Here is a 20,498-nt window from a genome sequence, read left to right on the forward strand (position 1 = left end):
CGAGTATGCCGCTTTTCTGGAATTAGTCAAGAAAGCGGGGAGCCTGTCAGTCCTCCGGTACCGTGACCAGGCGCGATGGGCCCGTCGTCATCTTCCCCGACACGATCTGCAGACCCAGATGCGTGCCCGACTTCAGCCACGAGCCCAGCGTCGGGCCCTGCGCGTCGACCGTCACGCGGCACAGCCGCGCCTTGCCGGTCAGACGGGAGCCCGCGATCAGGAACTCGTCGTCGACGGGTTGCGAGAACCCGATTCCGCCCTTCATCGGGAACGTCGGGCCGCGTCTCGACGCCGTGGTGGCCACCGACCAGTCCGGCCCCTCGGCGCGCGACTCCCCCAGCACGTCACCGTCGAAATCGGCGAGGACCTTCGGCAGTTGCCAGTGCGTTCTGCCGCCGTGCACGGAGCGATCGGAGTCGACGGCGATGAACGGCACCGCCAACCGAGGAAGCTTTCCGTGTCCACCGCCCGGGCGTCGCAGCGTCGGGCTTGCGAGGATCTCGCGGTAGGGGCCGACGGGAGAACTCGCGTAGTCCACGACCATCGCGACCGTCACCGGCAGCGAAGCCTCGGGCAGCAGTTCCCGTCCCGCGGCGGTCGCACGATGCCACCAGATCGTCGCCCGAACTTCCGCAGGCCACGGCGGCGGCGGACTGTCGGGCCAGTCGCCGTGGTCGGCTTCGGACTCGATCACGCTCCACATGACGACCCTCCCTGCAGCAGTGGGAGTCTCAGCGCACCCGGTGCGGCAGCCGGCACGACGGGCCGCGTCGGCGCCGTCGGGGCGACCTCGCGGTACGGCGTCCCGACGGCAGGACGCGCATCCTGCTCGCCCTTGTTCGGCCACAGCCCCATCGCACGCTCGGCCTGCGCCGTGATCGTCAGCGACGGATTGACTCCGAGGTTCGCACTGACCGCCGACCCGTCGACGACATGGAGCCCCTCGTAGCCGTACACGCGATGGTAGGCGTCGACGACGCCACGCTCGGCGGAATCCCCGATCGCACACCCGCCCAGGAAATGGGCCGTCATCGGGATGTTCACGATCTCGGCGATCGACCCACCCGGATCACCGTCGATCTTGTCGGCGAGCAGTCGAATTGCCTCGTGGCCCTGCGGAATCCACTGCGGCGGCGGATCTCCCGCACCCGGTCGGCTCGTCAGACGCCGACCGAACCAGCCCTTCTTCGAGCCGAGTTCGAGCGAATTGTCGTCGGTCTGCATGACGAGTGCGATGACGGTGCGTTCTGACCATCGGCGCACCGACAGGCTACGGACTGCGGCGCCGGGATGCCGCAGCGCGACGCCGAGCGTCTTGAGAATTCGTGGCGTCCTTCCGCCGCCGTCGCTCAGGACGGTCTGGAGAAGTCCGATCGCGTTGCTGCCCTTGCCGTATCGCACCGGCTCGATGTGCGTGTGATCGTCGGGATGGAACGACGACGTGATCGCCACACCCTCGGTGTAGTCGACGTCGCGTCCGCGCGCGGTTGCAGCGAGCACAGCCTCGGAGTTGGTGCGGACGAGACTGCCGATGCGATCGGACAGACACGGCAGCTGTCCCGTTTCCTTCATGGCCAACAAGAGCTTCTGCGTGCCGTAGGTGCCGGCCGCGAACACGACCTGGTCGGCCGTCAGCACCTTTTCCGCTCGACGCACCTTGCCGCCGGTACGACGCGTCACGACCTCGTAGCCGCCGTTCTCTGCCGGCCTGACGGCGGTGACCGTCGTCAGCGGATGCACCTCTGCCCCAGCTTGTTCGGCGAGGTAGAGGTAGTTCTTGACGAGCGTGTTCTTCGCGCCGACGCGGCATCCCGTCATGCACGAACCGCACTCGGTGCACCCGGTCCGCGTCGGGCCGACACCGCCGAAGAACGGATCAGGCGACGTCTTGCCCGCGTCGCCGAAGAACACACCGACCGGCGTGCTGGTGAACGTCTCGCCGACGCCCATGTCCTCGGCCACCTCTTTCATGACCTTGTCCGACCGCGTGATCGTCGGATTGGTCGTGACGCCGAGCATGCGCTTGGCCTGGTCGTAGTACGGCGCCAGTTCGCGCTGCCAGTCGGTGATGTGGCCCCACTGCGGGTCCTCGAAGAACCGTTTCGGCGGCTGGTACAGCGTGTTCGCGTAGTTCAGCGAACCGCCGCCGACGCCGGCTCCCGCCATGACCAGCACATCCGGCAGCAGGTGGATCCGCTGCACGCCGTAGCAGCCGAGGGCGGGCGCCCAGAGGTACTTCCGCAGACGCCAGCTGGTTTTCGGCAACTCGTCGTCGGCGAACCGTCGGCCCGATTCGAGAACGCCGACACGATAGCCCTTCTCGGTCGCACGCAGCGCCGCGACGCTTCCGCCGAAACCGGATCCGATGATCAGAACGTCGTAATCGCTCATACCGTCGCACCTTTCGAGGCGGGGATCGTTGTGTACTCGTCGACGTCGAACGTGCGGGTCGAGTTGCGGAAGGTGAACGTGTAGGTCGGCCACATCACCGGGTTACGGCCCTCCGAGTCGAGGTACCAGCTCGAGCACCCGCCTGCGTTCCATACGGTTCCGGACAGTGAGTCGTGAATCCACGAGTTGTACTGCACCTGCGACTGTTTCATGACGTCGATGACCGCGATGTCGTGCCGACGCATCTGCTGCAGCGCCGACACCAGGTAGTTGGCTTGAGACTCGAGCATGTAGACGATGGAGCTGTGTCCCAGGTTGGTGTTGGGTCCGTACATGAGGAACAGGTTCGGGAACCCGTGTACGGTCGTTCCGCGGTAGGCGTTCGGGCTGCCACCCCAGACCTCGGCGAGCGTACGGCCGTCGACGCCTCGAAGCGTGTGCGACACAGGCGGTTCGGTCGGAGTGAACCCGGTCGCGAAGATGATGGTGTCGACGTCGTACTCGTTGCCTCGGGCGTCGGTCACCGAGTTCTCCCCGATGGCGGCGAGGCCACTGTCGACGAGGTCGACGTCGTCGCGGTCCAGCGTCGACAGCCAATCGTTCGACAGCAGCATACGTTTGCAGCCGATCATGAAGTCCGGTGTCAGCGCGGCGCGTTTGACCGGGTTCTTGACCTGCCTGCGCAGATGCATCTTGGCGACGTTCGAGACCAGCGGAAGGATGCCCGGGTGGTGCGCCAGGGCGCTGACGTAGGCCTCGCGATAGCCGTAGATCGCGCCGCGAACCGCCTTCTGCGTTGCCGGGAAGCGTCGGTACAGCGCCTTTTCCAGCCTGCCGAGCGTGCGGTCCAGACGCGGAACGACCCACGCGGGCGTGCGCTGGAACACCGTGAGACGCTGTGCGCGGTCGACGATTTCGGGCACGAACTGCACCGCCGACGCCCCGGTGCCGATCACCGCGACACGGCGACCCGTCAGATCGTGCTCGTGATTCCATGTCGCCGAATGGAACATCGTGCCGGTGAACTTCTCGATCCCGGGCACGTTCGGAAATTTCGGAGTCGACAATGCGCCTGTGGCGGCGACGAGAACCGTGGCCGTGACCGTTCCGTGCGACGTTTCCGCGGTCCACCGCTGCGTAACCGAATCCCATGTCGCCGACAGCAGTTCACATCCCGTGACGATGCGTCGCCGCAGTCCCAGCGAGTCGACGACGCCGCGCAGGTACCGGTAGATCTCCGGCTGACGGGCGAACGTGTGGGTCCAGTCGGGGCTCGGAGCAAACGAGAACGAGTACAACGACGTCGGCACATCGCACGCGCACCCCGGATAGGTGTTGTCGCGCCACGTACCACCGACGTCGTCGGCACGCTCGATGACGAGGATGTCCGCGCTCGGGTCGTCGTCGAGAATCCGTGCTGCAGCGGCGATTCCGGCGAATCCGGCACCCACGACGAGTACCTGGACCGACTCCGGCAACGTTCCTTCGATTGCAGTCACTGCATCACCTTGTCTTCCCATGCCGGCAGAAGCCGGGCACGTAGAGTGGCGTCGGATTCGGGGGTTCGGAACAGAGCGGACACGGCAAGTCCGCGGGCCAACTCGACACTGAGTTCGATCGATTCCCGGGTCATACGGCTGCCCATGATCGCTGTCGCGCCGCCCATGATGGCGTCGGAGACGCGGCGTTCGAGCGGGACCATCGCCGCATGCAACGCCGGATCGGTTCGCGCTGCGACCCACAGTTCGAGCGCCGCGTAGAACAGCGGGCCGGAGAACGCGTCGCTCAGCACCTCGAGGCCGCGTTCAGGATCCGGTTCGGTCGCGAGAATCTCGGCGAGTCGCTTGTCGACGAGATGGCCGACCGCGGCGGTGACCAGCGCTTCCTTGGTCGGAAAGTGGTGCAGCTGGGCGCCGCGGGACACGCCTGCGCGTCGGGCGATCTCCTGGGTGCTGGTCTTCGCGAAGCCCAGCTCGACGAGGCAGTCGATCGCCGCGTCGAGCAGTTTGGCCTGCGTGCCTGCCGCCCGTTCCGCCTGGGTGCGCCGCGGAGGTGCTTCGGTGCTGTGGGTCACAGGAACGACGATAACGCGAAAACAACAAACAGTCCAGACTGCTTTTTAGTGCGGCTGCGCCATCCGTGCGCGGATAGTTGGCCCAAAGTGCAACCAAGCACGCACGGGTGCGTCAGCGCACGACCCGAAAACGCTGCATCATCTCGTGGTCCTCGTGGTCCAGCATGTGGCAATGCCACATGTAGCCCCGCAACTCACCGCCGCCGCTCCCATGGCCACCCATGTCGTGCCCACTCATCTCGTGCCCACCCGCCGGCGCGGAAAATGTTGCGTCCGGGTCGAATCCGAGCTCGTCGGCCGTCAGGAAGCGCACCAGTATCCGCGTCACCGTGCCCGGATACGTGTTGACGGTGTCCTTCGCACCCGCCTCCCATGCCGCAGGTGGCGCCAGCGGACCCGTCATGTATCGCTCGACGTCGGGCGCCCACCTGACGCCGACGTTCGGTCGCGGATTGTCCCGGGTGTACGCGTTCAGGTCGATCGGCGCCCTGCCCACCGTCCGGAAGTGCACCAGATGCAGGTGGATCGGATGCGGCTCGACCGTCGTGTTGACGATGCTCCACTGTTCGACGGTGCCCTGAGCAGGCATTTCGATGTCCGGCGAGTCGTAGAACAGGTTGTTCAGGTTCATCATCGGCGTCTCGAGAGACAATCCGGTCGACGGTTGATTGACGGTCACCGTGCGCTGCACCGTCGGCGTCGGAGGTGGCGGCAGCAGCGCCGGTTGCCCCTTGCCGCCGCGGTACATCGTCATGACGTCACCGACGAACCCTCGTCCGGACGCCACCCTGAACTGACAGAACAGCGGCATCGGCACCGCACCCAACGACGCGGCCTGCGCGGGCGGCGGCTCGTCGTTGCGTAGCTCGACGACCTCGCCCGGCTGCAGAGCTCCGAAATCCACGAGCACGTCGACGCGTTCCGCCGGCGCCAGTCGGACGCTGTCGGCCAGGACGGGCGCGTCGAGCAATCCGGCATCGTTTCCGATCACCCAGAACCGAATCCCGTTGGACAGGAACAGATTCCACACCGAGTACGACCCGGCGTTGACGATCCGGAACCTGTACAACCCGCGCGCGACCTCCATCGTCGGCCAGATCTTTCCGTTGACGACGCCGACGTCTCCGGTGCCGCCGCCTTCCCATCTTCCCTGTGGCACAGTGACGTTCGTTCGAATGCTCATGCTCCCGTCGGGATTCATGATCTTTTCCTGCAGTATCAGAGGTATCTCGAACTCACCCGACGGCAACCCGAGCGCATTGTCCGGCCCGCCGGTGTCGTATCGGTCTCGAACGAGATGCATGCCCGCGAGACCGGCGTAGACGTTGATGCGCGTGATCGACATCGCGTGATCGTGGTACCACAGTCCGGCCGCCTCGTTCAGCCCCGGAAAGCTCTGTGTGAGCGACACTCCCGGATAGACCAACATCTCGGAGTGTCCGTCGCTGGCAGGCGGGGTGATGCTGCCGTGCAGGTGCAGCGACGTCGGCGTCATGTGTCGGTCGTGCTCGCTCATCGCGTGCAGCGACATATCCATGTCCGCGGCAAGCGGATTGCCCTGCGTCGTGTTGGTGTACTGCAGCGTCCAGGGTTGCCCTTGGACACTCTCGACGGTCGGGCCCAGATAGTCGAGTCCGCCGTACCCGAAGGTCGGAGCCGGCGGCAGATCGGCATGGAAGGAGTGGGCGCTGCTGTGCGCGTCGAGTGCGAGAGTCGTCCCGCTGACGACGGGGAGCCGGGGCAGCTCGTCGGCGAAGGGCCGCAGCGGCGGGGAATGGAACAGCAGCGGGCTGTGGCCGCCGAAGATGTCCTGAGCTCCGGCACTTCGAACGGCCGGGACCAGTGCCGCGGCAGTGCCGAACGCGGCCAGGCGGAGAGCAGTTCTGCGCGAAATTCCGTCCACACGCACCCCCTATGGCGACCACAGTAGGCGCCTGGCGGCGCTCGTGAGCAGAAATGCGTAGCCCACTACACATTTCTGCTCACGAGCGGCGAAGCCGTCTAGACGAGCAGCTCCGCGATCTGAATGGTGTTCAGGGCAGCACCCTTGCGCAGGTTGTCGCCGGAGACGAAGAGAGCAAGTCCGCGACCCTCGGGGACACCCGGGTCCTGACGGATGCGGCCGACGAGCGACGCATCCTTGCCTGCAGCCTCGAGCGGCGTCGGGACGTCGACGAGAGAAACACCGGGTGCCGACGCCAGCAGCTCGCGCGCACGCTCGACCGACAGCGGACTGCCGAACTCCGCGTTGATCGACAGCGAGTGGCCGGTGAAGACCGGGACACGCACACACGTACCGCTGACCAGCAGGTCGGGGAGCCCGAGGATCTTGCGCGACTCGTTGCGCAGCTTCTGGTCCTCGTCGGTCTCGCCGCTGCCGTCGTCGACGAGCGATCCGGCCAACGGCAGGACGTTGAACGCGATCGGCGCGACGTACTTGTTCGGTGCCGGGAAGTCGACTGCGCTTCCGTCGTGCACCAGCTTCTCCGCGTCACCGATGACGGCACGTGCCTGCGTCGCGAGTTCCTCGACGCCTGCCAGCCCGCTACCGGAGACGGCCTGGTAGCTGGAGACGATCAGACGCTGCAGGCCCGCCTCGTCGTGCAGCACCTTGAGCACCGGCATCGCGGCCATCGTGGTGCAGTTCGGGTTGGCGATGATGCCCTTGGGCGGGTTCTTCGCGTCCTGCGGGTTCACTTCGCTGACGACGAGGGGAACCTCGGGGTCCTTTCGGAAGGCCGACGAGTTGTCGATGACGACGGCGCCTGCCTCGGCGAAGCGCGGTGCCTGCTCGCGAGACAGCGTGGCGCCCGCCGAGAACAGAGCGATGTCGATGCCGCTGAGATCGGCGGTCGACGCGTCCTCGACTATGATCTCCTCGCCGCGGAACGGCAGCTTCTTGCCCGCCGAACGCGCCGACGCGAAGAAGCGCACGGTGTCGGCCGGAAAGTTGCGCTCCTCCAACAGGGTGCGCATGACGGCACCGACCTGGCCGGTCGCGCCTACGACTGCAACTACTGTCATCGTCCTGTACCTCCGTGTACGACGGCTTCTTCCTCGGCGCCGAGGTCGAATGCCTCGTGCAGTACGCGGACTGCGTCGTCGAGCTGAGTATCACTGACCAGCACGGAGATTCGGATCTCCGACGTGCTGATGAGATCGATGTTGACGCCTGCGGCGGCAAGCGACTCGCAGAACGTCGCGGTGACGCCGGGGTGGCTCTTCATGCCTGCGCCGACGAGCGACACCTTGCCGATGTGATCGTCGTAGAGCACCTGCGCGAAGCCGATCTCGGACTGCAGCTTCGTCAGCTTCTCGACGGCCGTGGGGCCGTCGGCCTTCGGGCAGGTGAAGGTGATGTCGGTCTTTCCGGTGTCGACCTTGGAGACACCCTGCAGCACCATGTCGATGTTGATCTCGGAGTCGGCGACGGCACGGAAGATCTTGGCCGCGTAGCCCGGGGAGTCCGGGATGCCGACGACGGTGACCTTGGCTTCGCTTCGATCGTGCGCGACGCCGGTGAGAATGGCTTCTTCCACTGGGATGTCCTCCATAGAGCCGGAAACGACGGTTCCGGGTTTCGTGGTGTACGACGAGCGAACGTGTACGGGAACGTTGTAACGACGTGCGTATTCGACGCAGCGCAGCATGAGCACCTTCGCTCCGCACGCGGCCATCTCCAGCATCTCCTCGAACGAGACGGTGTCGAGGTGGCGAGCGTTGGGAACGATGCGCGGATCGGCGGTGAAGATGCCGTCGACGTCGGTGTAGATCTCGCAGACGTCGGCGTTCAACGCCGCGGCCAGGGCGACGGCCGTCGTGTCCGAGCCGCCGCGTCCGAGCGTCGTGACGTCCTTGCTGTCCTGGCTGACGCCCTGGAAGCCGGCGACGAGAACGATCGATCCCTCGTCGAGCGCGTCGCGCACGCGGCCCGGGGTGACGTCGATGATCTTGGCGTTGCCGTGCACGCTGGTGGTGACGACGCCCGCCTGGGAGCCGGTGAAGGATCGCGCTTCGGCGCCGAGCGAATGGATCGCCATGGCGACGAGGGCGTTGGAAATCCGCTCACCCGACGTCAGCAGCATGTCCATCTCGCGCGCCGGGGGCGCCGGGCAGACCTGTTCGGCCAGGTCGAGGAGTTCGTCGGTGGTATCACCCATGGCGGAGACGACGACTACGACGTCGTTGCCCGCCTTCTTGGTCTCGACGATTCGTTCAGCAACGCGTCGGATGCGTTCGGCGGTAGCCACCGACGATCCACCGTACTTCTGGACGATGAGAGCCACGCGTGTGTACCTCCGCTGTTATCGCTGGTTCAAGGCAGTGATCGACGAACACCTTACCGGTGGGCGTGCCGAGGGTGACGGTCGCTACCTGGGACATCCCTGTTCGCCTGGGCTCTAGCATGTGTTCGAGTGAACGGTCTGACACTGCCTCCGCGGCCCAGTGCGCGGCGCATGCTGTTCGGTCTGCCGTCGGCCGGACGCAAATGGCCGGGTGGCGTCAGAGCCGCGGTGGCCTTCGGGATTCCGGCGTCGATCGCGTGGCTTCTCGGTCACCAGGACGCGGTACTTCTGGTCGTCGCCGGGAGCTTCGCGGTGATCTACGGCGAGGGCAAACCGTATCGAGCCAGGTGGCGGGTCGTATCGACTGCGGGAGCCGCACTCGTCACGTCGGTGTTCGTCGGCGCGTCCGCCGGAACGATCGAGGTCAGCATGGTTCCGGTTTTCGTGCTGGCGCTCATCGCAGCGATCGCCGTCTACGTCGTGGCTGCGCTGCGCATCGGGATCCCGGGCGCATTCTTCTTCGTGCTGGTGTGCGCGGTGTCGTCGTATCTCCCGAGCGCCCACATCTCGCCGACGACGGCCGCAGCCTGGGCCGCGGCAGGTGCCGTCACCGCCGCCGTCGTCTCGATGACGGCCATGCTGTGGTCACCTCGTGCGCCCGAGCGCCAGGCCGTCGCGGCGGCAGTCACCGCCGTCGACAGTTACCTGGAGGATCCGAGCGCCAGAAGAATCGCCGGCTCGCGGTTGCACGCGGCCTGGAAAGCGGTCTACGACGCCGGTCTCCCCGGCCGATCGCCGCGACCCGCCCTCGTCGAGACGTTGTTCGACGCCCAACACCGCTTCGCCGCGGCGATGCGAACGGGTGACGACCTCGAGCCGGTGAGCGACACACTCCCGCTCGACCGCCCGAGCGTCCGCTACCGGCTTGCACGGTCGCTCGACCGTCGATCTCACGCCGTCGCCACGTCGGTCCGCGTGTTCGGCGCCGCCGTCGTCGCCGGTGGATCGGCCGTCGCGCTGGGATTGCCGAGGCCGGACTGGGCGGTACTCGGCGCTGTTCTCGTTCTTCAGCAAGGTCCGGACAGGATCCACGGCAGCTACCGCGGTCTGCTGCGGTTGGGTGGCACCGTGCTCGGCGTCGCGGTGTTCGCCGGGCTGCAACTCGCGCCGGTTCACGGCGCCGGGGTCATCCTGGTCGTGATGGCACTGCAGTTCTTCATCGAGGTGTCGGTGCCTCGCAACTACGGCCTCGCCGTCGTGTTCATCACGCCGCTCGCACTGACGATCGGCACGCTGTCGCACCCGGACTTCTCGACCGGTGCCGTCGTCGTGGACCGAATCGTCGAGACGTTCCTGGGCGTCGCCGTCGCGTTCGCCGCGCTGTGGGGAGCGCAGAGACATGCTTTCCGACGCGCACTCGGGTGGTCCGACGGGCGGGTGCTCGAACTGTCCCGCCGTCTCACGCAGTGCCTGTCGACGTCACGTCCGTCGGATCCGGTGTGCATGGAACTTCGCCGCGATCTGCAGTTCGAATTGATCAACTCGGCGCTCGCGGGGGCGGAGGCCGCGCACAACGACCGTCGCTGGACGGAAGCGCGGTGGGGACGGCACGTCGAGGTCGATCGCCTCGGGTACGAATTGCTCGCCCATTGCGCGGTAGGGTCGGAAGACGTCCCGGGCGTCGCATCGGACGACTGGCTCACCAGAATCGACGATCTCGACTCCACCCGGAAACAGCACGAGCGGTTTGATCGAGGCCGGGAATCGAAACCTCCGGGTCGGTAAAGCGTACGTTTCCCGACGGCCACTCCCACCCGACGGCTCGAAACAATCGGCGCCGGAAGACCTTCTCGGTTCACCGACCCGAATCCGACTGAACGGTAATACTATTGGCGGGTCCGCCAACGAGGTACGGACCAAGCTCACCGTGTCGGGCCATCGGCACTCCATCGGCCCGCGTGCGCCATACCGTCGGGAGGGTCGATCGGATGACCGCGTTGCCTTGTGCTGTGCCGCATCTACGATGCCGGGTCCCCGCGCGTCCCGGGGCCACCATCCGTCGCGGCCGGCTGATCGAGTCACTGGACGTCGCAGTCGCGGAGCCGGGCACAGTCACGTTGCTCACGGCCCCAGCGGGTTCCGGCAAGACGACGCTGCTCGTCGACTGGTTGGCCGATGCTCCCGCCGCGACGGACACGGCCGTCGCGTGGGTGTCCGTCGACGAGACGGACAATTCGCTCGCGACTCTTCGATCGTGCGTGGTGTCGGCGTTGATGCAGAGCGGATCGAGTCGGGTCGCCGATGCCGTTGCGGAACTACCCGCACCGGGCGAACCCGGGTACGACGACTTCAGCGCACTGCTGTTCGCTGCGCTCGACGGCGTCGACGTCCCGGTCGTGCTCGTTCTCGACGACGCGCATCTTCTGCACGACCCCGACGTTCTCGTCGCACTGGGCAACTTCCTGCACTGGCCGCCCCGCGGACTGCGCACGGTCGTCGCGGGCCGATACGAACCGCCACTCGCTCTGCAGAAGCTCAGACTCGACGGACGTGTGCGCGACATCGGTTCGGTCGACATCGCCTTCACGAGAGCCGAAGCCGACACGATGTTCGCGGATGCAGGAATTCTTCTGAGCAGCAATGCTTTCGACGCAGTGATCGAACGAACGCAGGGATGGGCAGCCGGCCTGCGGATGGCCGCGATGACACTCGCCGACAGCCCCGACCCCGGTTCGACGGTCGATCGGTTCACCGGCTCGCAGCACAGCGTCGCGGACTATCTCGTCAGCGAGGTTCTCGAAGGCCTGACGCCAGCGGTCCGCCGGTTCCTCGTCGAGACATCGGTTCCCGCGTGGTTCACCGTCGATCTCGCGGAACGACTGACCGGCAGCCTCGAGGTCCGGCAGACACTGGACATGCTGTTGGCACGCAACTTCCTCATCGAGGAGACTCCGGGGCCGACACCGACCTATCGCTATCACCCCCTCATGCGCGAGTACCTGCGCGCGGAGATGTATCGATGGGGCGTCGAACAGGTCAGGAATCTCGAAACCGTTGCATCACAATGGTTCACGGCGTCGAAACAGCCACTGCAGGCACTGGAACACAGCATGCATTCGGGCGACGGGCCCGCGGTCGTCGCGACGTTGACGACGTCCGGGCTCGATCTCGTCCTCGAAGGGCATTCCGACGTCATCCTGCAAGCCCTCGAGCACGGGCCACGCGCCGTCGCGGAATCAGCGTACGGTCGATTGCTCGGTGCCGCAGCACATTTGACGGTCGGTGACACCGCGCCTGCGATGTCGACCCTCGCGGCACTTCGCGGCCAGGCCACCGACGGCCGCGTCGACGACCGTTCGGAGCTGCTGCATCGCACTCTCGAGGTGCAGGCGGCGATGCAGACCGGGAACATCGGTGCTGCACTCGACAAGCTCGAAATACTCGACATCGGCCGGGCGGACGACCCAGGGCTCGACGCCTTCACACTGGCGACCGCGGGCATCGCGCGGATGTATCTCGACCGAACGACCGAGGCCCGGAAGCTGTTGTCCGACGCCACCGCCAACGCCCGCGCGGGCCGGCTGCACCGGACTGCACTGATGTGCATGACCGCTGCGGCCGCCGTCGAACTGCTGGGGGGCCACCTCGACGACGCGCTGCGGGGCTCCCGCGCCGCCGTCGACCACGCACGCCGTCATGCGATCGGTGACACCGAGATCGCCGACGCCGCACTGTCGCTCGCGGCCGTCGTCGCGCATCTGCGGATGGACGCCGTCACACATTCGACGACGCTGTGGGCCTCCATCGGTTTCGCGACGGAACCTGCTGTCGCCGAGTACGGTCGCCGTGCCGCGAGTGCGCTCGGAACCCGTACCGATGCGCACGGAGTCCCGAAGGTCGGACGGGAATGGATCGAGTACGAACGGCCCGTCATTCCGGGACTCGAAGCACTACTCGTTCCGGTCGTGCAGCAGAAGTACTTCGCGGCGGGCGAGTCGCTGTGGGCCACAGAACTCGTCGGTGTGACGTCGAGGCGGCTCGGCCGGACCGGCGAGATCTCTCTCCTCGCCGCCGACGTCCATCGCCGTGCGGGCCGACTCGATGCTGCCGAATCCGAACTCGCCGCGGTCGTCGACGGCTCGCGACGATGCGTCAGTCCCGTCACGCTGATCCGAGCACTGCTCGCGGCGTCGTCGATCGCGCTCACCCGCCGCAATCCGACGAAGTCGTTCCAGCTCGCCACGCGCGCGCTCGCGCTGGCGGAGCCGGAACGGATTCTGCGCCCGTTCGCCGAGGCCGGGCAGAACGTGCGCGACGTCCTGACGCGTAACCACGGCCGGTTCGGTCGGCTCGAAGCGTTCGCCGACGCGGCCCGCACCGCCATTCCGCACCGGCACCCCGACGTCGAACCCCGGTCGTCGACGACGCTCACTCCGCGCGAACTCGAACTCCTGCGGGAGCTGCCGTCGTGGCGAACCGCCGAGCAGATAGCGTCGGACCACTTCGTCTCGGTCAACACCATCAAGACGCACCTACGCGGCATCTATCGCAAGCTCGAGGTGCGGTCGCGGCGGGACGCGATCGCTGCTGCGCACGAGCTGGGTTTGCTGTAGCTCGTGCGCGCGGCGAAGCCGCTTATCACCATCTGCGGGTGATGACCCGACGCTCTGCTACCAGGCATTCTTGGAAGCGACACTCGAAGTGCGGATCCGAGAAGGAGCGGCACCATGGCGCAGCAGGCCGACGCCTTTCCAGGAGGGGTCCGTTACGAATTCGTCGTCGAAGGTTCGTTGTCCGAACGCGCGATGGCCGCGTTCCCGGACTTGGCCGTCTCCCCGATTCCGCAGCCCTACACCCGCCTGTTCGGTCCGTTGGACGACGAGACCGCACTCCGCGGAATGTTGGCTCGCTTCGACGCTCTCGGCCTCACGCTCGTCGAGCTCAGGCGGCTTCCGGACTGATCTGCGAACCAACCCGGCCGTCGGAGGCTTGTGGCCGGTAGTACACTCGCAGACATGCAGCGCGCGCTTCTTCTTGATCGCCGCGACGGGGTCTGATCCAGACTGGCTTCCCGTCGCGGGGTTTCATCGCGCCGGTCGATCATCAATTCAGCCAGAACTCGGAGATGAGACCATGTCACCAGCTGACGCATTCACGTCCGGATCGCGCACCATCACCCCGCCGTCGCGCCCCGCGCCCAGCGACCAGCCTGTGTGGAACACACAGAAGAACTCGTCGATGCCGACGTACCGTTACCGCCCGTTCGCGGAAGAGGTAGAGCCCGTCACGCTCCCCGACCGCACGTGGCCCGACAAGGTCACCGACCGTGCACCCCAGTGGTGCGCCGTCGACCTGCGTGACGGCAATCAGGCGCTGATCGACCCGATGAGCCCGGCGCGCAAGCGTCGCATGTTCGATCTGCTCGTCCGCATGGGCTACAAGCAGATCGAGGTCGGATTTCCGTCCGCCAGCCAGACCGACTTCGATTTCGTTCGCGAGATCATCGAAGACGGGGCCATTCCCGACGACGTGACCATCCAGGTCCTGACGCAGTGTCGCCCCGAGCTGATCGAGCGCACCTACCTGGCCTGTGAGGGCGCACGCAACGTCATCGTGCACTTCTACAACTCGACGTCGATCCTGCAGCGTCGCGTCGTGTTCAAGGCCGACCGCGACGTCATCAAGAAGATCGCGACCGACGGCGCACGCAAGTGCCTCGAGGTCGCCGCGAACTACCCCGACACCGATTGGCGCTACGAGTACTCGCCCGAGTCGTACACCGGCACCGAGCTCGCGTACGCCAAGGAGGTGTGCGACGCCGTCGTCGACATCATCGATCCGACGCCCGAGAAGCCGATCATCCTCAACCTGCCCGCCACGGTCGAGATGGCGACGCCGAACGTCTACGCGGACTCCATCGAGTGGATGAGCCGCAATCTGAACCGTCGCGACAGCATCATTCTGTCGCTGCACCCGCACAACGACCGCGGAACCGGTGTCGCCGCAGCCGAACTCGGCTACCAGGCAGGCGCCGACCGTATCGAGGGATGCCTGTTCGGCAACGGCGAGCGCACCGGCAATGTATGCCTGGTGACGCTGGGCCTGAACATGTTCACGCGCGGTATCGACCCGCAGATCGACTTCTCCAACATCGACGAGATCCGCCGCACCGTCGAATACTGCAACCAGCTGCCGGTGCACGAGCGGCACCCCTACGGCGGCGATCTGGTCTACACCGCGTTCTCCGGCAGCCACCAGGACGCCGTCAACAAGGGCCTCGACGCGATGAAAGTTGCTGCGGACGAGCAGGATTCGGACGTCGACGACATCCTGTGGCAGGTTCCGTACCTGCCGATCGACCCGAAGGACGTCGGACGCACGTACGAAGCCGTCATCCGCGTCAACTCGCAGTCGGGCAAGGGCGGCGTCGCCTACATCATGAAGTCCGATCACGGTCTCGCGCTGCCGCGTCGACTGCAGATCGAGTTCTCGCAGGCCGTTCAGCGCATCACCGACGGTGAGGGCGGCGAGGTGTCGCCGAAGGAGATGTGGGACGTCTTCGCCGACGAGTACCTGAGCCCGATCCGCCCGCTCGAGCGCATCAAGCAGAAGGTCATCGCAGCCGAAACCGACGGTGGCACCGACCAGATCGTCGCGACGGTGAAGATCGACGGCGTCGAACAGGACATCAACGGCCACGGCAACGGACCGCTCGCTGCCTTCGTCGACGCCCTCTCCACCGTCGGCTACGACATCGGCGTCCTCGACTACTCCGAGCACGCCATGTCGGCGGGCGACGACGCCCAGGCCGCCGCGTACGTAGAAGCCTCGGTCACCGGACCCGACGGCGATGCCGTCACCGTCTGGGGCGTCGGCATCGCGACCTCCATCACGACGGCGTCTCTGCGCGCAGTCGTCTCGGCGGTCAACCGCGCGCTGAAGTAAGCACCACCTCGCCGCACTCCCGCACGGTTGATCATCGCCGATCGACGATGCGGGAGTGTCGGGCGAAGAGCGAGACCCCGACAGTGAGGACCGCTACCGCGACCATCGCGGCGACTGTTCGGCCGTAGCCGGTGAGCAGCTGCTCGACGGCCGCATCCGAGATCTCGCTGATCGTGCCGGCGAACACGTACTTTCGTAGTTCCAGGGGAAGTGCACTGGTCACGACGGAGAGAATCACTGCGGTACCGACGACGAATCCACTCGTCTGAAGCAACAGTCGCATGGCGTTTGCGATGCCGAGCCGTTCGTCGGGCAGGTCGCCCATGATCGCGGTCGCATTGGACGGCATGAACAGGCCGGAACCGAATCCGGCTATTGCCAACCCCACGAGGAGCACCCAGAGCGGCATTCGCCCGGTTGTTCCCACGAACAGTACGACGAGCGCCACCACGGTGACGACATTGCCGATCACGGCAAGCGTCGACGCCGAGACGATGCGCTGCAGCGGACCCGAACTCAGCGATGCCGTCAACGCGGCGACCGCCACTGGCAACACCATCACTCCCGCGACGAGTGGTGTGACACCCGAAACCGCCTGGAAATACAGTGCCATCAACAGAACGACGCCACTTTGCGAGATCGAGTTGAGAAAAGACGCGAGCAGCCCGAACCCGAACGGCCAGTGCTTGAACAATTGAATGTCGATCAACGGATCGTCCACGGACTTCTCGAACCACAGGAACAGTGGGACGATCGTTGCGCTGATCAACAGCCCGCCGACGACGAGTGGGTGGGACCATCCGAGCGATGTGGCCTGAGACAGCGCCGCTAGACCACACGTCAGAGCAACGAGAATCATGGCGTTGCCACGCAGATCGAGCGAGTACGAACGACCGGTACGCGGCGTGGGTTTCAGTGCGACGAACCCCCAGATCAGACACATGATTCCGATCGGGACGTTGAACCAGAAGACCCACTGCCAACCAGCCTGCTGGGCGAGCAGACCGCCGAGTGTCGGTCCGCACAACTGAGCGATGGAGAACGACGCGAGGTATATGCCCATGCCCTCGCCGAGGCGCCGGCGGGGAAAAGCGGCGGTGACGAGAGCCGCGCTGTTGGTCAGTAACATCGCGCCGCCCGCAGCCTGGATCACCCGAAATCCCACCAGCCACCAGGCATTGGGGGCGAGCCCGCACGCAACGCTGCCCACGGTGTAGAACGCAAGACCGGTGAGGTACATCGTCCTGCGTCCGAACATGTCCGCCATACGCCCGAATGCCACCAACAACACGGTGTTGGTGAGCATGTAGGCGAGAAGAATCCAGCTGGCGGCGAGGCTGCTGGCGTCGAAATGCCTTGCAACAGTCGGCAGTGCGACATTCAGCGCACTCCCCGACATGCCGATGACCATGCTGGCGAACGCCACAACACTGAGCGTCCGCCACGCATCGCGCATGACGTCGCGTTCGGATCGCGCTGTGTCGTGCGAGCATTCTGCGTCGGTGTCCGGTCTCGCGGTCATCGTTGTCGATCCTGTTCCGACACCTGCCCCTCGGGCTGCTCCTCGTCCAGGAACGTCAGCATTGCCTGTACCGAACTGTGCGCTGCCTTGACCACGTCCGGGTGCTCCAGATGCGGATACATCCGCTCGACCATCACCGGGACGGCCGAGTATCCCTGGCTCCGGAGGCCGTCGACCTGATGAATTCTTCTGAGCCGCGCGTCGATTCGACGCTTGACCGCGGCTGCGAGATCCGGGAGGACCGGGCCGTGCCCCGGGAGGACCGACACTGTGTTCGTCGAACCGATTCGTTCGAGCGCGCGGAGACTGTCGAGCATGCTCCGCAGCAGCTTCGGATGTACGACGGGAGAACCTGCGCCCAACACCGTGTCACCGGTGAACACCACCCTGTCGTCGGGCAGATGGACACACAACGAATCCCGAGTGTGCCCAGGAGTCGATACGATGTTTGCGGCCACCGCACCCGCGAGCGTCAGCCGGTCACCGTCGTGCGCGGTGGGGGCGCCGTCCGGCCGGCGAGCGGCGATGACAGCCGCACCCGTTTCGCCCACGAGCGACGCCAGCGCACCGGCATGATCGTCGTGCCCGTGCGTCAGAACAACTTCCGTCACTATGCGGTCACCGATTGTGGCACGAAGCGCCTCCCCATGACGCCCGTCGTCCGGGCCAGGATCGATCACCGCACAGGTTGCCGCCGACGGGTCCCCCACTATCCAGGTATTGGTGCCCTCGAATGTCCACGCGCCGGCGTTCGGCGCGAGCAACCACTCGACTCGCGGCGCCACCCGCACCGCAACGCCTACCTGGGGAACTTCAGTTCTCGATGTCAACATGGCAACCTCTCTAGAAGGTACTTCTAGAATGCTACTCGAATATTTGACGTAAGTCGCTACCCGAAGTCACGAAAGTTGTTCCCGCAGAGCATCGATGGCCCGCGGCAACCGTCTATCGGATGCCACGGGCCATCGATGCCACGAACTCAGGCGTCAGTTCGCCGCGATCCGCCGTATCAAGTCGCACATGATGTCGGCGACGACGTTCGCCTGCCGCTTGGTTTTGCAGTTCAGCACTACTTCCCTCGCAGACTCGACGATGATGTCAGTCAGCACCCCGAGCGTGATGCGGTGCTCACTGTCGTTCCCGGGGCCGAGAAGCGCCGAGTTCTGGCGAATCCACTCGATTCGGTTGTCTCGCCGTAGTTTTTCGAACCCAGGCGGTCCATCCGTGTCGACGAAGACCAGGGCGACGTCCCGACGCTGCCAACTTCCCGCAAGGTAAGCGCGGGCACCGATACAGAACAGTTCCAGGGGGTCCGTCGTACCCGAACGGCGTTGCTCGAGAACTGCGGCACGAACCTGTTCGAGATGTGCGGAGTTGTGTCGATCCCACAGCGCGCTGAACAGTTCCGCTTTACCACCGAAGTGGTGGTAGAGGCTTCCCGTGCTCGACCCTGCTTTCTCCACGATCTCGGAGATGTTGGCGTTCAAGAAACCAGCTTCCGCGAACACTGTCTGCGCGGCGTCGAGCAACTTTCTCTGCGTCTCACCGGTCTTGGCCCACTGCCATGTCGTCGGCGACGAATCTCTGTCGGTCACGAAATCCCCCGCGCCCACTTTACGTACCACATCGGAAGAGCGTAATTCTAGAATTGAGACGCGGTCAAGCCGGGAAGGGCTGCCCCGGCTATGCCGCACCGAGAACAAGGGTCGCCCCTGCCGCGAACATGCCACCATTGCCCTGTACGAGGCTCGTTCGAACACCGTCCACCTGGGCTGGAGCATCCCCGCGCAACTGCCGGACCGATTCGAGAATCGCGAACATCCCGTACATCCCGGTGTGCGTATAGGACAGACCACCGCCGTTGGTGTTGACCGGCAACGATCCACCTGGCGACGTATGCCCCTCACGCACGAATTCGCCGGCTTCCCCGCGCCCCACGAACCCGAGATCTTCCAATCCGTACAGCGGAAGATGGGCGAAGGCGTCGTAGATCATGACGTGGTCTATGTCCGACGGTGACAGACCCGCCGATCGGAACGCGGCAGCCCCCGACTTTTTGAATCCCTTGAAAGAGGTGAAGTCCTCCATCATCGATATTCCTGGCCCTTCGTATCCTTCCCCGGTGCCGAGGATCTCGACGGTCGGGACGTCGAGATCACGCGCCCGGTCCACGGTCGTCAGGACGAGTGCTCCACCACCGTCGGTGACCAGGCAGCATTCGAGTAGATGGAACGGCCACGCGATGACCGGTGAATTCTGCACGTCGTCGACGGTGATCGGGTCGCGGAACTTCGCCCTGGGGTTCATACTCGCCCACTTGCGCTGCGCAACAGCCACATCGGCGAGATGTCGCGCCTGCGTGCCCGTCTCCTTCATGAACCGCAGGAATGGCAGCGTGAATCGACTCGGCGGTCCCGTGACTCCGTACGGCGCCTCGAATTGGCCTGGCAACGACGCCGCATCCGGTGCGTACGCGGGCGCACCGACTCTCGACCGGCCGGATTCGCCGTGGGTAATCAATACGACCGAACACTGACCGGTGCTCAACGCGGCAACCGCATGACGGACGTGCGTCAGAAATGACGTCCCACCGACACTCGTCGTATCCATCCATTGTGGTTCGATGCCGAGGCTGTGAGCCACCGACAGCGGCCCCGGCATCGAGACCCCTGCGATGCCGTCGACATCTTTCGGGTGTAGTCCACAGTCTGCCAACGCATTTCGTGCTGCTTCGATGTGCAACCCGAGTGTCGACCGGTGCGGCAGCGTCCCGATCTCGTCCGTCTCGGCCGCGCCGACGATCACGACACCGGTACTCACGACGCACTCCCGGCAGGCCCGAACACGGGAACTTTCATGTCACCGCGTTCTTCGAAGCGGACGACGAGATCGAGGTCGAGCGGCAACAGATCGGGATCGGGTTCGACGCCTACGATGTTGGTCATCATGCGTGGTCCTTCCTCCAGTTCGACTACGGCGACGACGTAGGGCCCCTCGTCCTCGAATCCTGGTCCTGGGCGGTGTTCGATGACGTAGCTGTACAGCGACGCACGCCCCGAACATTCGATCCATTCGACGTTGCCGGAATTGCATGCGGGGCAGAAATCCCGGGGATAGAAGTACGCGGTTCTGCAGTCCAGGCAACGTTGCACCACCAGTCGCTCCGCCGCAGCCTCGGCCCAGTAGAACGCCGTCTCCGGAGTGGGTTTCGGTGCGAGTTTGCGGAGCGTCTTCTTCGGCTTCACCTCGGCGGACGAGGGCACCGTGGAACTTGTCATCT

Annotated in this window: 16 protein-coding genes; 4 read left to right on the forward strand and 12 right to left on the reverse strand. The window is 65.5% G+C overall.

Going from position 1 to position 20,498, the window contains the following annotated elements:
* Positions 1–46: 46 nt before the first annotated feature.
* From RhoFasB10_RS06775 to RhoFasB10_RS06805, 7 genes are all read right to left on the reverse strand, one after another.
* The gene (locus RhoFasB10_RS06775) at positions 47–703 is read right to left on the reverse strand and encodes an acetoacetate decarboxylase family protein (RefSeq protein ID WP_167675701.1); all 657 of its coding nucleotides are present in this window, start codon (positions 701–703) and stop codon (positions 47–49) included.
* Positions 691–2,391: a GMC family oxidoreductase gene (locus RhoFasB10_RS06780; RefSeq protein WP_167675704.1), complete on the reverse strand. Its 1,701-nt coding sequence runs from the start codon at positions 2,389–2,391 to the stop codon at positions 691–693. Before RhoFasB10_RS06780 ends, RhoFasB10_RS06775 begins: the two co-directional genes overlap by 13 nt.
* Entirely contained in the window at positions 2,388–3,890 is a 1,503-nt protein-coding gene (locus RhoFasB10_RS06785; RefSeq protein ID WP_308115130.1) for an NAD(P)/FAD-dependent oxidoreductase, read from the reverse strand. Before RhoFasB10_RS06785 ends, RhoFasB10_RS06780 begins: the two co-directional genes overlap by 4 nt.
* Positions 3,887–4,465 (reverse strand): TetR/AcrR family transcriptional regulator, encoded by a 579-nt coding sequence (locus RhoFasB10_RS06790; RefSeq protein ID WP_068426668.1) that lies wholly within the window; start codon positions 4,463–4,465, stop codon positions 3,887–3,889. Before RhoFasB10_RS06790 ends, RhoFasB10_RS06785 begins: the two co-directional genes overlap by 4 nt.
* 112 nt (positions 4,466–4,577) lie before the next feature.
* Positions 4,578–6,368: a multicopper oxidase domain-containing protein gene (locus RhoFasB10_RS06795; protein WP_167675707.1), complete on the reverse strand. Its 1,791-nt coding sequence runs from the start codon at positions 6,366–6,368 to the stop codon at positions 4,578–4,580.
* Positions 6,369–6,466: 98 nt separating this feature from the next.
* Positions 6,467–7,489, reverse strand: a complete 1,023-nt coding sequence (locus RhoFasB10_RS06800) for an aspartate-semialdehyde dehydrogenase (protein WP_068426676.1) — start codon at positions 7,487–7,489, stop codon at positions 6,467–6,469.
* Positions 7,486–8,751, reverse strand: a complete 1,266-nt coding sequence (locus RhoFasB10_RS06805) for an aspartate kinase (protein WP_068426679.1) — start codon at positions 8,749–8,751, stop codon at positions 7,486–7,488. Before RhoFasB10_RS06805 ends, RhoFasB10_RS06800 begins: the two co-directional genes overlap by 4 nt.
* Before the next feature lie 129 nt (positions 8,752–8,880).
* Between RhoFasB10_RS06805 and RhoFasB10_RS06810 the strand changes: the two genes are divergently transcribed.
* From RhoFasB10_RS06810 to leuA, 4 genes are all read left to right on the forward strand, one after another.
* Entirely contained in the window at positions 8,881–10,536 is a 1,656-nt protein-coding gene (locus RhoFasB10_RS06810; RefSeq protein WP_167675709.1) for an FUSC family protein, read from the forward strand.
* Between the two features lie 203 nt (positions 10,537–10,739).
* Positions 10,740–13,364, forward strand: a complete 2,625-nt coding sequence (locus RhoFasB10_RS06815; protein WP_068426683.1) for a LuxR C-terminal-related transcriptional regulator — start codon at positions 10,740–10,742, stop codon at positions 13,362–13,364.
* A gap of 114 nt (positions 13,365–13,478) precedes the next feature.
* A complete protein-coding gene (locus RhoFasB10_RS06820; protein ID WP_167675711.1) occupies positions 13,479–13,712 on the forward strand; it encodes a hypothetical protein in 234 nt (77 codons plus the stop codon).
* 172 nt (positions 13,713–13,884) lie between these two features.
* Positions 13,885–15,696, forward strand: coding sequence for a 2-isopropylmalate synthase (leuA, locus tag RhoFasB10_RS06825; protein ID WP_068423641.1), 1,812 nt, complete (start codon positions 13,885–13,887; stop codon positions 15,694–15,696).
* A 31-nt stretch (positions 15,697–15,727) separates the two neighbouring features.
* On the opposite strand, the gene RhoFasB10_RS06830 is transcribed toward leuA, so the two are convergent.
* From RhoFasB10_RS06830 to RhoFasB10_RS06850, 5 genes are all read right to left on the reverse strand, one after another.
* Positions 15,728–17,218, reverse strand: a complete 1,491-nt coding sequence (locus RhoFasB10_RS06830) for an MFS transporter (protein ID WP_167675713.1) — start codon at positions 17,216–17,218, stop codon at positions 15,728–15,730.
* Complete coding sequence (locus RhoFasB10_RS06835; RefSeq protein WP_167675715.1) at positions 17,215–18,051, reverse strand: MBL fold metallo-hydrolase; 837 nt, start codon at positions 18,049–18,051, stop codon at positions 17,215–17,217. The genes RhoFasB10_RS06830 and RhoFasB10_RS06835 overlap by 4 nt, the downstream gene beginning before the upstream one ends.
* A 153-nt stretch (positions 18,052–18,204) precedes the next feature.
* Positions 18,205–18,813, reverse strand: coding sequence for a TetR/AcrR family transcriptional regulator (locus tag RhoFasB10_RS06840; protein WP_167675717.1), 609 nt, complete (start codon positions 18,811–18,813; stop codon positions 18,205–18,207).
* Positions 18,814–18,901: 88 nt separating this feature from the next.
* Positions 18,902–20,038, reverse strand: coding sequence for a thiolase (locus tag RhoFasB10_RS06845; RefSeq protein ID WP_167675719.1), 1,137 nt, complete (start codon positions 20,036–20,038; stop codon positions 18,902–18,904).
* Entirely contained in the window at positions 20,035–20,496 is a 462-nt protein-coding gene (locus RhoFasB10_RS06850) for a Zn-ribbon domain-containing OB-fold protein (protein ID WP_167675722.1), read from the reverse strand. The genes RhoFasB10_RS06845 and RhoFasB10_RS06850 overlap by 4 nt, the downstream gene beginning before the upstream one ends.
* Between the last annotated feature and the right edge of the window lie 2 nt (positions 20,497–20,498).

It is taken from the genome of Rhodococcus sp. B10, assembly GCF_011770055.1.
Lineage (GTDB): Bacteria > Actinomycetota > Actinomycetes > Mycobacteriales > Mycobacteriaceae > Rhodococcoides > Rhodococcoides kyotonensis_B.